The sequence below is a fragment of the Fructilactobacillus florum DSM 22689 = JCM 16035 genome, from assembly GCF_001436645.1.
Taxonomy (GTDB): Bacteria; Bacillota; Bacilli; order Lactobacillales; family Lactobacillaceae; genus Fructilactobacillus; species Fructilactobacillus florum.
On sequence record NZ_AYZI01000010.1, the window covers coordinates 12,582 to 25,046 of the forward strand.

General features: G+C 43.5%; 13 protein-coding genes. 2 read left to right on the plus strand and 11 right to left on the minus strand.

Annotated features, from left to right (window positions below; translation table 11 throughout):
• Window positions 1–20: 20 nt before the first annotated feature.
• The 7 genes from pth to FC87_RS05845 all read right to left on the minus strand — a co-directional run bounded on the left by pth (window position 21) and on the right by FC87_RS05845 (window position 6,450).
• Window positions 21–578: an aminoacyl-tRNA hydrolase gene (pth, locus tag FC87_RS05815; RefSeq protein ID WP_009167320.1), complete on the minus strand. Its 558-nt coding sequence runs from the start codon at window positions 576–578 to the stop codon at window positions 21–23.
• 114 nt (window positions 579–692) lie between these two features.
• Window positions 693–1,058 (minus strand): type II toxin-antitoxin system PemK/MazF family toxin, encoded by a 366-nt coding sequence (locus tag FC87_RS05820; RefSeq protein WP_035421923.1) that lies wholly within the window; start codon window positions 1,056–1,058, stop codon window positions 693–695.
• A gap of 80 nt (window positions 1,059–1,138) precedes the next feature.
• Window positions 1,139–1,327: a hypothetical protein gene (locus tag FC87_RS05825; RefSeq protein WP_009167322.1), complete on the minus strand. Its 189-nt coding sequence runs from the start codon at window positions 1,325–1,327 to the stop codon at window positions 1,139–1,141.
• A gap of 32 nt (window positions 1,328–1,359) precedes the next feature.
• On the minus strand, window positions 1,360–2,487 hold the full coding sequence (gene alr / locus FC87_RS05830; protein ID WP_054691069.1) for an alanine racemase: 1,128 nt from the start codon (window positions 2,485–2,487) through the stop codon (window positions 1,360–1,362).
• Between the two features lie 83 nt (window positions 2,488–2,570).
• Window positions 2,571–4,043 carry a degradosome RNA helicase CshA gene (gene cshA, locus FC87_RS05835; protein WP_009167324.1) on the minus strand — a complete coding sequence of 491 codons (1,473 nt, stop codon included), beginning with the start codon at window positions 4,041–4,043 and terminating at the stop codon, window positions 2,571–2,573.
• Window positions 4,044–4,203: 160 nt separating this feature from the next.
• On the minus strand, window positions 4,204–5,598 hold the full coding sequence (locus FC87_RS05840; RefSeq protein ID WP_035421927.1) for a UDP-N-acetylmuramoyl-tripeptide--D-alanyl-D-alanine ligase: 1,395 nt from the start codon (window positions 5,596–5,598) through the stop codon (window positions 4,204–4,206).
• Between the two features lie 54 nt (window positions 5,599–5,652).
• The gene (locus tag FC87_RS05845; protein ID WP_009167326.1) at window positions 5,653–6,450 is read right to left on the minus strand and encodes a hypothetical protein; all 798 of its coding nucleotides are present in this window, start codon (window positions 6,448–6,450) and stop codon (window positions 5,653–5,655) included.
• A 164-nt stretch (window positions 6,451–6,614) separates the two neighbouring features.
• On the opposite strand from FC87_RS05845, the gene FC87_RS05850 reads away from it, so the two are divergent.
• Together FC87_RS05850 and FC87_RS05855 are read left to right on the plus strand one after the other, a co-directional pair.
• Entirely contained in the window at window positions 6,615–7,112 is a 498-nt protein-coding gene (locus FC87_RS05850) for a low molecular weight protein-tyrosine-phosphatase (protein ID WP_035421931.1), read from the plus strand.
• Window positions 7,099–8,328 carry a multidrug efflux MFS transporter gene (locus tag FC87_RS05855; protein ID WP_009167328.1) on the plus strand — a complete coding sequence of 410 codons (1,230 nt, stop codon included), beginning with the start codon at window positions 7,099–7,101 and terminating at the stop codon, window positions 8,326–8,328. The genes FC87_RS05850 and FC87_RS05855 overlap by 14 nt, the downstream gene beginning before the upstream one ends.
• Before the next feature lie 57 nt (window positions 8,329–8,385).
• On the opposite strand, the gene FC87_RS05860 is transcribed toward FC87_RS05855, so the two are convergent.
• The 4 genes from FC87_RS05860 to rpoE form a co-directional block, all read right to left on the minus strand.
• A complete protein-coding gene (locus FC87_RS05860) occupies window positions 8,386–8,634 on the minus strand; it encodes a type B 50S ribosomal protein L31 (RefSeq protein WP_035421932.1) in 249 nt (82 codons plus the stop codon).
• A gap of 102 nt (window positions 8,635–8,736) precedes the next feature.
• Entirely contained in the window at window positions 8,737–10,008 is a 1,272-nt protein-coding gene (locus tag FC87_RS05865; protein WP_009167330.1) for a UDP-N-acetylglucosamine 1-carboxyvinyltransferase, read from the minus strand.
• Window positions 10,009–10,123: 115 nt separating this feature from the next.
• Window positions 10,124–11,737: a CTP synthase gene (locus FC87_RS05870; RefSeq protein ID WP_056961879.1), complete on the minus strand. Its 1,614-nt coding sequence runs from the start codon at window positions 11,735–11,737 to the stop codon at window positions 10,124–10,126.
• A 138-nt stretch (window positions 11,738–11,875) separates the two neighbouring features.
• Window positions 11,876–12,430 (minus strand): DNA-directed RNA polymerase subunit delta, encoded by a 555-nt coding sequence (rpoE, locus tag FC87_RS05875; RefSeq protein ID WP_009167332.1) that lies wholly within the window; start codon window positions 12,428–12,430, stop codon window positions 11,876–11,878.
• Window positions 12,431–12,465 lie beyond the last annotated feature (35 nt).

Here is a 12,465-nt window from a genome sequence, read left to right on the forward strand (position 1 = left end):
CTAAAAACTCCTTCACGTGCTTAATTGAATTTATTTTCTAACTGGGCGAAGTCTTTCCCCGCCACCCAATCATCAAGTGCTTGCGTGGCATGGGTTAACGACTCGGCTAGTGGTCCTTGTTGTTCTAAACTAAAGCTCCCCAACACATAAGAAACAACGCTTTGCCGCTGCGGATGGTCCGTTCCAATCTTAATCCGATTAAACTGATTCGTCCCTAAATGTGCAATTAAACTTTTAATCCCGTTATGTCCGCCCGAGGATCCATGATTTCTCAGTCGAATCCGACCAACATGCAAATCCATATCGTCATAAACCACCACTAAATCATCCAGACTCAACTTATAATAGTCTAATAGCGGACGCACCGCCTGTCCAGATTCGTTCATATAAGTTAACGGCTCGACCAATAATACCTTCTCACCTTCCAACAAACCACTTCCAAACTGAGCATTTTGGTTGTGTTGATTCAATTCAATTTGATGTGCTTTAGCAAAATCTTCAAGCGCCATAAAACCTGTATTATGGCGGGTCGATTGGTATTTTTCTCCTGGATTTCCTAACCCAACAATCATTTTCATCGCACTCACTCCTTTGATTCCCTAAATCATCTCGATTGTAACACAGCCCATTCACTACACTCCCAGCGCCAAACAAAAAGGAGCTACCCATGAGCTCCTTCACCATAAATTTAACTAACGGATGTCCGCACGGAGTCCCAAACTAAGCGTGAGGGCCGTATCAACATCTTCCATAATCTTATCGTGCAGGTGGGTTACCCGATCGCGCAACCGTTGCTTATCAATCGTTCGAACCTGCTCTAACAAAATCACCGAATCTTTTTCAATATTTGTATTTTTAGCAGCAACTGCAACATGGGTTGGCATCCGTGGCTTTGCTATCTTAGCAGTAATTGCAGCAACAATGACCGTCGGACTATAGTGGTTTCCAATGTTGTTTTGCACCACCAAAACCGGTCGTAATCCGCCTTGTTCTGAGCCTACCACTGGAGATAGATCAGCATAAAAGATGTCGCCTCGCTTAATTTGCAACTCTCTCATTGAGCCTGACCTTTCGTTTTTATACGTTTTAAACTTGGTTCTTAATTAAAGCAATTTATCGATTACACAATTTTAGCACATTAGCAATTCCTATACTCATTTGCAATTTCCTGATTAATGAGCGCCATTTTACAATAGCCATAGGCTAGTTGATTGTTCAAAGGATTCTGATTGTAAAATAAGGGTACCATCACCACTGGTTGCAAATCACCATCCAAATGCCAGGCTGGATTAGATAAGCCCGGCTGATATTTGATGATCGCTATCATAATAATCGCTTCCTAAAATAAAACTAACCGATTCACGCCTGATAAAATCTTGGGAGTCGTGCGGAATATCCGCAAGCAACTTCATAATTAATGGTATGACAATAATTAGCCACGTCGTCAAGGGTAATTGTTAAATTAGCTTCCGTTCCCACCAGCGTTACTGGGGTTCCAATCGGCATTTTTTGTGGCAGTCGAATCATCAACTGATCCATGCACACTCGACCAACAATCTGACAAAATTGACCCGCCACAATCACATGAAATCCCTGCAAACGCCGGTCAACCCCATCAGCATACCCAACCGGAAGTGTTCCAATCCACTCTGTTTTCGGAGTTGTATACGTTGCCCCATATCCAATTGAAGTGCCTGGCTGAACCTGCTTCACAAATACAAGCTCGCTGGTAAAACTAAGCGCCGGCTGTAACTGAAAGGGAGCTTTACGCAACGTTCCTGCCGGATTCAATCCATACCCAGCAATCCCGAACCGAACTAAATTTGCCTCCACTGTTTGGTGCCATAAACTAGTGGCAGAGTTAGCAACTGATACATAGCGCGGTCGCTTTGGCAGTGCGCTCATAAGCGTGGCAAAACGTTGCTGTTGTTGTTCAAAGTAGCCCGCGTCACTTTCATCTGCCGTGGCAAAGTGAGTATAAACCCCTTGAAAATCTAACTTGGTCTGCGCTGCTTGCCAACACATGGAAAACTGTTTGACGGTTTCTTTGGTTTGCAGGCCAATTCGTCCCATCCCGGTATCGAGTGCTAAAAAAAATCGGAGTTGGTTAGTTAGCTGTTTGTCTGACAGCTGTCGAATTGCTTGTTTTAGCCATTCTATGCTACTAACTGTCACAGTAATATTGTATTTCAGAATCAATGGTAAACACGAAATGCTAGTTATTCCCAAGACTAAAATCGGTTCTGTAACAAAACCCGCCCGACGTAGTTCGAGCGCCTCATCTAGGATAGCTACGCAGAAACCAGTTGCTCCGGCAGCACGCGCTACTTTAGCAACCTGAACGGCGCCGTGACCATAACCATTAGCTTTAACCACCATAAACATTTCTGTACCAGCAGATAATAGCTGCTGTTCCGTATGAATATTATGATATAGTGCCGTCTCATCAATGATGATCTCCGCCGGCCGATGCTCACCAATTACCATGCTCTCAGCTCCTTTTTAACGCATTAATTATAACATAGCATTTAATTGAGCTGGCTAGAAACAAAAAGGAGCTTTCGCCCCTTTTAGTGCTTATTCTTAATCACAAATTTATTATTACGGGTGTGCTGGTCACGATCATGACCACGACTATGTCCACCATGCTGACGATCGCGATTGCCACGATAGCCACCACTATGTGAACGACCGCTCTTGCCACGGTAACCACCGCCACGACCACCACGGTTTTTCAAAGGTCGCTCAGGTGTAATGTGAACTTTGACCTGGTCACGTGACATTTCATTTAACAAAGCTGCTACTAAATCAAGGCTATCATACTTAGTTAACAACTCCTGTGCTACCTCACTAAAACGGGATGTTTCTGTCCGCTGAACTAATTTGGCAACATCGGTCTGAGCATCTTTTAATTGACCCGCTAGGGCTTCATCACTAGTTGGTGGCTTTAAAGGCAACATCCGTACCTTAGTTAATTTCTCAATCCCACGCAAGTAATTCATTTCCATTGGAGTCACGAAAGTTACTGATACCCCGTGACGCCCTGCCCGACCCGTTCGTCCAATTCGGTGAACATAACTTTCTGGATCTTGAGGAATATCAAAGTTATAGACATGCGTCACTCCAGAAACATCAATTCCCCGCGCAGCAACATCTGTAGCCACAAGATAGTTGATCCGTTCGCGTTTGAAGTCGTTCATAATCTGAGTTCGCCGATTTTGAGTCAAATCACCATGCAGCCCGGCAGCTTGGTAGCCGCGAGCTACCATTCCCTTAGCAACTTCATCCACTCGACGTTTCGTCCGACAAAAGATAATTGTGACGTCTGGTTGTTCAACATCAAATAGTCGCGTCATCGTATCAAATTTTTCGTTGTCGCGTACCTTAACGTAATACTGATCAACTAAATCCGTCGTTAATTCCTTGGCTTTCACTTTAACTTGTTTAGGATCAGTCATGAATTTTAAGCCAACCCGTCTAATTGGGGCAGGCATCGTGGCTGAAAATAACATCGTTTGCCGCTCAGTTGGAGTCTCTTTAATGATTTTTTCGATATCCTCTAAAAAGCCCATGTTCAGCATTTCGTCGGCTTCATCTAAAACCAAAAACTTCACGTGATCTAACTTGAGCGTCCGTCGCTGGATGTGATCCAATAGACGCCCAGGAGTCCCAACAATGACTTGTGGATGTTTTTTCAAGTCATAGATCTGGCGCCGTATATCGGAACCACCATAGACTACTTGAGCCCGAGCTCCTTCAGAACGACCTAGTTTTTGCAATTCATTTTGTGTTTGAATGGCTAATTCCCGGGTGGGAGAAATAATCAATGCTTGAACATTGGGGTCATCAACATCAATTCCTTGCAAAATCGGCAATGCAAAGGCCGCCGTTTTACCGGTTCCTGTTTGTGCCTGCCCAATCACATCTTCGCCTTGAAGCGTCAGTGGAATTGTCTGGGCTTGAATGGCGGTAGGTTCTTCATAACCATTTTTAGCAACCGCCGCTAACAGACTATCTGATAGTCCTAAATCTTGAAAATTCAAATGTGTTCCTCCTAAATGAAACATCCCGATCAGCGAAATCCTAACTAGAAAAAATCCGTTTTCTATTCATCCGTTAGGATCCGCGTTCGATTGTTATTCTATTGATAATACTGGCAAACATAACCATCTAACATTACACCAAAAACAAGAATTTATCAAATCATCTCGCCGATTTTTCTCCCAGTAGCCCTTGCAAAACAATTTCTAAATGCATCCCGTGACTTCCCTTTAACAATACTTCATCTTTACTAGTCAGATGCTGGCGGAGTTCTTGTAATAATTGTGGTTGCTGATTCCCATCATAATAAAACAAGTTATTTCCAAGTTGGTATTTGTCAGCAAGTGCCGTCTTCAAAGCCTGCATCTCAGTTCCTAACAAGAAGACCGAATTGAATTGGTTAGGGTCAAGCACCTCGGCTAATTTCGCATGCAACTGTGGAGCAGCATCACCAAGTTCCAACATGTCCCCTAACACCACAATCCGTTTCCCCTGTGGTTGGCTAGCCGCAAAGGCTTGTAATACCGCTCGAACAGCGGTTGGGTTAGAGTTATAAACATCACTGAGGATTTTTTCTCCTTGATCCCCAAGCAGCCATTCGGTACGATTTTTTGTAAAAATAGCCGCTTCCAGTCCTTGTTGCATGGCTGGGGCCGGAATTGCCAGTGCATCGCCAACAGCCAGCGCTGCCAACGCATTGTTAACGTTGTAGCGCCCTGGAAGTTGCACTGTAAAGGGTAGCTTGGGCCAAGCATTGGTCGTAAATACTGTTTTTTGATCATCAGTTTGGCTCTCGGTCACGTACAAATCGTTTACATCGCTTTCTCCAAAAGTTTTTTGTGGGAAAGGCAATGCGCTTGCCCGTTTTTGCAACAAGGGCTCATCCCCCTTGTAAATCAACCAACTATCCGGTCGTAACCCGCTAGTGATCTCCATTTTTGCATCGGCAATTCGTGCCCTAGTTTTAAAAAATTCGATGTGAGCTTCGCCGATCATCGTGATTACCGCAATATCAGGAGTAGTTAACTGGCTCAACATGGTCAGTTGCCCCGGTCGATCCATTCCCATTTCCACAACCAAAACCTCTGTGCTGGAATCCATCGATAAGACGGTAATTGGTACTCCAATTTCGTTATTGTAATTTCCCTGCGTTTTAGTGACATTAAAACGCGTTTTACAAATGCTGGCAATCAAATCCTTAGTAGTGGTTTTGCCATTACTACCAGTTACGGCAATTACCTTTGGATTTATTTTAGTTAAATAATATCGGGCCAACGTTTGTAAGGCTGCTAATGGATTTGGCACAATGATTACTGGAAAATCAGCGGGAGCGGTGTCGCGGTGATCCTCAGACCACAAAGCTGCTACGGCTCCTTTTTCGATCGCATTAGCTAAATACTGATGTCCATCATGGGTCCCAGTTAGCGGCACAAAAAGCGCTCCCGTCGTTAATTTACGGCTATCAAAGTCGACGCTAGTAACCAGTTCTGACGCTGCTACTGGAACGGTAAGCTCGCCACTAACCGCTTGAGCAACTTCTTCGATTTTCATTTTCATTTAGTTTGACTCCTCTTTTGACAAAACAAAGCCGGGTTATAACTTCCAACCCGGTTATTTATCAATTTTAAAATTGTTAAGATCGACTTCTTGTGAATGTTGTAACTGCAATGACCATTTATTAGTTAGGGTATTATACGTTAGGGTCCCCAGTTGATCAGTCTGTGACCGCAACTGCCCCTCCGTGTTCCAAAGCACCTTTTCCTGATTCGCTTTTGGCGCTAAAATAGGGATTTTAAACTGGCGTTGACTTTCCCGCGCTAGTTCAAAGGCCAAAATCAGCCCCGTAAAACTGGTCTCAATTAATTGCTGCAACAAGTCACTCTCAAGGTCTTTCACAAACAATGGTCGAGCAAAAATGCGCTTGCTGTTTCGCTGGTTTCGCAAATGACGCTTGATACTTAACTCTAAAACATGAGTAAAGGCGGTAAATCTTTGAAAATAAATTTTTTTAAAACCGTTCCGGCCGCCTAAGTAAACAAACTGATTACCGAGTTTATGTGAAAAAGGGCTCCGCTGATGATTAGGCCAGCCAATATGAGCCAGATACAGTAAATCAGCAATTTCATCGTCTCGCAGTGAGTCTAGGTGGTCTTTGGTTTGATAATCAATCCACTTATTAGGGCTGCCGTTCGGACCAATCAAATATTCACGAATCTGGCTTTGACCGACAATTGTTGGAAACTGTGAATGCGGATTATAGCTATTGGAAGACGCAAAATCATCATTTATTAGAATGATATTCTGGGGAAGTTGCTGAATTCCATTTACAAAATCACCAGAGGAAATCCCCCACGAAATTGTAAAGTGATCCCAGACACTAACCTTTAAATAGATTAAATTAGTTAACATCTTGAGTACTCTTTTCGTCATCTATCGTTTTTTATTATACTACCGAATCACCATCTCAGCAGCAACATTTTAGCGTAGTAATTCTTAAAATAGCTAATTGATGCGAAAAAGCCGTAAACTTGCTATGATAATCATATTAACTTTTATGAAACGGACTGATTAAATTGAGAAAAATCAATGTAATCTTTATTTGTCTTGGAAATATTTGTCGTTCCCCCTTGGCAGCTGCGTTGTTTGAACAACTAACCATTAACCGCGGGGTACAACAATTTTATCAAATTAGCTCAGCTGCTACCAGTGCCACGGAAACCGGCAATCCCCCTCATCTCAAAGCACAAGCTTGTGCTCGAAAACACAACTTGAACATTGCAACTCACCGTGCTCACCGCGTAACTGATCAAGAACTGCAACAGGCCGACTACCTAATTACCATGGACCAACAAAATCTAGCCGACTTACAACTTCGACTGGGTTCTAAACACGTTCAAAAACTGCACCTTTGTTTAGAGGTTCTAAATCATGAACATCCAGCTAGCATTGCCGATCCTTGGTATACCAACAACTTTACTTTAACTTATCAACAATTACAGCAGTCGTTGCCCCGCTGGCTAACCAGCATGGAACAGCAACGAACCCAGGAGGCTAATAATGGAACAATCTAATGAACCAACCGATCCAAGCGAGACCGTCCCGAGTAAAATTTGGCATCGAAACCTCGTTGCCCTTTGGATTGGTCTCTTTTTAACCAGCATGGGGTTTAGCGGGATGATGCCATTTTTATCGCTCTACATCAATACCATGGGTGACTTTAGTCGTAGTCAAGTTAGCCTGTACAGTGGTCTCGCTTTTTCTGCTTCGTTTATTGTAGCAGCCGTTGTTTCTCCCCTGTGGGGTAGCCTGGCAGATCGTTACGGTCGGCGGGTCATGCTGTTGCGAGCTTCCTTAGGCATGTCAATTTGTGTCTTTTTAATGGGAACCGTTAACAATGTCTGGATGCTAATTGGGCTACGTTTCATTCAAGGGGCCTTTTCAGGCTACATGCCAAATTCTAACGCTCTCTTAGCCATCCAAGTTCCCAAAAGCCAGAGCGGTAAGGCTCTAGGCATCTTATCAACTGGCGGAGTTTCCGGTTCACTCTTCGGTCCCTTAGTCGGAGGAGTGCTCGCTTCAATTTTTAGTTACCGGATCACCTTTTTCATTACTGGTGCATTAATGCTAGGTGTATTTTTTGTAACCCTCTTTTTTGTGCAAGAAAAATTCAAACCAGTGACCAAAGAAGCTAATCTCAACACGGCCGCCGTCATTCAGGAACTCCCCCATCCTCAGTTGATTTTTGGAATGTTCATTACTACCATGATTATTCAAGCCTCAAACATGTCAATCTCGCCAATTCTCTCCCTCTACGTTAAAGAAATTATGCAAAATTCACCCACGGTCACTTTTTTTAGTGGGGTTGTCGCAGCCGTTCCAGGAATTGCAACATTAATTGCTGCGCCCAAGTTTGGATCATTGGGAGATCGCATTGGTAGCCAAAAAGTCATGATTTTTGGCTTTTTACTAGCCATAGTACTATTCATCCCCATGGCATTCGTTACCAATGTTTGGGAATTAATTGCCCTTAGATTTTTACTTGGAGTTTCAAATGCTTGTATGCTACCAGCAGTTCAGGCCATCTTAGCTAAAAGCACCCCTGCAGCCGTTACCGGTCGAATTTTCAGCTGGAACCAATCATTTCAGGCAATTGGAAACTTTACCGGACCACTAATTGGTTCCTTAGTCTCTTCAATCTTTGATTACTCCGGGGTCTTTCTTTCGACAGCGGGATTAGTCTTGATTAATCTTTGCCTCGTCGTCCATCAAGCACGCAAACAATTTTAAACCAAAATAAAAGGATTAGTCAGCAATCATGACTAATCCTTTTATTTTGATAGCAACTTAGTTGGTAAGCCCATAACGCTTGTTGAAGCGATCAACCGCTCCGTCAGCCTGAGCTGATTTTTGTTTCCCAGTATAGAAGGGGTGCGAATCCGAAGAGATTTCAACCCGAATCAAGGGATAAGTGTTACCATCTTCCATCGTAATCGTGTCTTTCGAAGTAGCTGTCGAACCTGTAATAAATTTAAAGCCCGTACTAGAATCCTGAAAGACTACCTGATGAAAATCTGGATGAATGCCTTTTTTCATGATATCGCTCCTTTGCCCTGAACCTCATCAGCCCAGAGATTGATTATAATTACTCAACTTTTGTAGTTTACCATTAAAGATTTCGTGATGCAACTTTCAGCATTAGTCTAAATCATTAATCATTTGCACTCGAGCATGTAAATTAGTCAGCTTTTGGGCAAGATTGTCATATCCACGTAGAATATTATCGGTGTTAGTAATGGTAGTCTCGCCATCGGCCATTAATCCGGCAATTACCAGCGAGGCGCCCGCCCGAATCTCACCAGCTGAGACGGTAGCCCCATGTAAAGCAGCGGTCGGATTAATTTTAATCTGATTTTCTGGAGTAATACTAATCTGAGCACCCATTTTTTGCAACTCTGAAACATGTTTTTTCCGTTGCGGATAGATGGTGTCTTCAATCAAACTAGGCTCCTGAGCTCGCAAAAGTAACGGTGTAATTGGTTGTTGCCAGTCCGTCGCAAAATTAGGAAAGGGCGCAGTTTTAATGTGAACGCCATGTAACTGACGGTGTGGATGAACCATGATACTGTCTGATCCAATCTCCAAAGCCACGTTCATTTCGTTCAGTTTATCAGTAAAAGCCTGCAAATGTTGCGGGATTACATTATTAATCTGAACCCCATCACCAATGGCCGCAGCTAATGCTAAGTAAGTCCCGGCTTCAATCCGATCCGGAATCACCATATGGGTTTGGTGGGCAGCCAACTGAGCGACTCCTTCAATCCGAATCTCATTCGTACCCGCTCCACTGATGCGAGCTCCCAATTCGTTTAGAAATGACACAATATCAACAATTTCGGGTTCTCGCGCAACGTTACGAATGATCGTCGTGCCTGTGGCTCTCGTGGCAGCTAAAATCGCATTGATAGTAGCCCCCACTGAAATTTTTTCAAACTCAATTTCCGTTCCAAGCAAGCCATGGTCAGTTGCATCAATTACAATCTGATCACCATGTTCTCGGACTGTCGCTCCAAGAGCCGTAAAGGCACGGATGTGCTGATCAATCGGTCTTGGACCAATGTTATCACCGCCGGGGAAATTAATCTCAACGCGGTGAAATCTACCTAACAAAGCCCCCATAAAGTAATAAGAAGCGCGTAATTTTTTAATGGCACGGCTGGGTAACCGACCGCTTTTAATTTTAGTTGGATCAAGCTTTAATACTCCATCAGCAAAAGCTGACGGTACATTCATGGCTTTGAGAATTAGCATCAAATTATGAACATCTAAAATATCAGGTACCATGTCGAATTTGACTGGCGTATCAGAAAGAATCGCGGCGGGAATCAGTGCTACGATGCTATTTTTGGCACCGCCAATGGTAACGTCGCCATGAAGTCGTCGACCTCCCTGTATTTTCATCGTACTCATGTATAATAATCCTCACTGTTTTCACTATAGGTCACGCTCTCAATCATAAGTAAAAAATGGCGGTATTACAATAGCATTCCTAAGATTTTCGAAAAAAGTTAAGGATATCACACACTTATTTTTTTTGTTCGTGATACTGAGTAGCGGCGGCCACAAATGCTTTAAATAATCCTTCTGGTCGATCGGGTCGGGAAAGAAATTCTGGATGATATTGTGCTGCTACAAAAAAGCGGTGTTGCGGAACTTCAACAATTTCAACTAAATGGTTGTCAGGTGAAGTCCCAGCAATAACCAAGCCTGCGGCCTCTAAATCCTGCCGAAATTGGTTATTAAATTCGTAGCGGTGTCGATGACGTTCAGAAATCTGAACTTGGTTGTCATAAGCAGCAGCGGCCTGCGTGTGCGGAGTTAATTTTGTGGGGTAAGCGCCCAAGCGTTGGGTGCCCCCTAAACCATCCACATCGTTTTGATCTGCCATCAGATCAATCACATTGTGCTGGGTCTCACTATCAAACTCGGTTGAGTTCGCATCAGCAAATCCGGCAACATGGCGAGCATATTCAATCGTGGCAACTTGCATCCCTAAACAAACTCCTAAGAACGGCAGGTCATGTTCTCTGGCAAATTGAATTGCCGTTATCATTCCCTCGATCCCGCGATTTCCAAAGCCACCAGGCACAATCACTCCATCAAAGCCTGCCAACTGATCAGCTACGTTCGCTGCCGTGATGGTTTCCGCATCGAGATTCACAATTTTTACATCGGCATCAGCCGCATAGCCAGCATGCCGGAGCGACTCATCAACCGAAATATAAGCATCTTTCAGTTTGACATATTTTCCTACCAACGCAATTCGCACGGTTTTGTGCAAATTGCGAATGTGTTGTTCCATTTTTTTCCAAGCAACCATATCGGCCTCAGGAGCTTTAACGTTAAGATGTTCCAAAATCTGATCATCCATATCTTGCGCCTGAAAACTGAGTGGTAACTGATACAAATTTGGAGCATCAATTGATTCAATAATGCTTTTTTCTGGGACATCACAAAACATGGCAATTTTTTGTTTCATCGTTTCCGTAATTGGTTTCTCTGCTCTTAAAACCAGCATGTCCGGCTGAATCCCCACACTCCGAAGTTCATTGACACTATGCTGGGTCGGCTTGCTCTTCATTTCATCTGCTGCCCGCAAATATGGTACCAACGTCGTGTGTACGTAATAAGTGTTCTTAAAACCAGCTTCTTTACGCATCTCGCGAATTGCTTCTAGAAATGGAAGAGATTCAATATCTCCTACTGTACCGCCAATTTCTGTAATGACAATGTCTGCCTGAGTCGTTTTAGCTGCACGCATAATCTTTTCTTTGATCATACCGGTAATGTGTGGAATCACTTGGACAGTGGCTCCTAAATAGTCCCCATGGCGTTCTCTTTCTAAAACTTCTTGATAGATTTTTCCCGTCGTCACGTTGGAATACTTGTTGAGATCATTGTCAATGAACCGTTCATAGTGGCCTAAATCTAAGTCAGTTTCGGTCCCATCATCAGTTACAAATACCTCACCGTGTTGATAGGGATTCATTGTTCCCGGATCGACATTAATATAGGGATCAAATTTTTGAACCGTCACAGACAACCCCCGGTTTTTAAGTAACCGTCCGAGCGAAGCCGATACAATCCCCTTTCCCAACGAAGAAACCACCCCGCCAGTGACAAAAATATACTTGGTCATAATCAATTCCCCCCTGTGATCTAACAACAACAATTAAAAAGGCTCCCCTAATGGTAGGGGAGCCTTGTTTCGAATGCCTTTATGATCCCATAAAGTGCCCAAGAAGGATTTTAATCGAAAAGCAGAATGGCGTCAAGTCTAAAGATCATCGTCGTCATCATCGGCTTCATCATGATCTTCTGCTGCCGCATGCTCATCCAAATCATCATGAAAATCATCATCTTCTGAATCGTCATGGTGATAATCAATCCCTGCATGATCCTCGGGAGCATCGTCCTGATCATCGTAATCAATCACATCGTCATCTTCTGGGTCGTCATTGTCATAATCAATTACATCGTCGTCATCAGCGGCATCTGCCAGAAATGCATTGATTTTGTGACGTTTTTTAACTTTTGGTTCGTCGTCGCCTTCACTAGCCGTAGCTTCATCAACTGAATCATAAGGATACCAAGTCCGCAAACCCCAGACATTGTTTCCAAGCGAAATAAAGCTTCCATCAACGTTTAGGTCTGAATAAAACTGAACTAAGCGATCCTTGATTTCGGCATCACTAAAACCAGTGTACTTTTGGATGGCATTAACTAAGTCAGGGAATTGCATGGTCTTCCCCTGGTCCGCAAGGATTGCATGCGCTACCTCAATCATGGATAATTCGTCTTTTTTTGCTTGATCCAAGTTTTCTAGTTCCAAATCACACACGCCTTTCTTAATCACGGTTACATCTC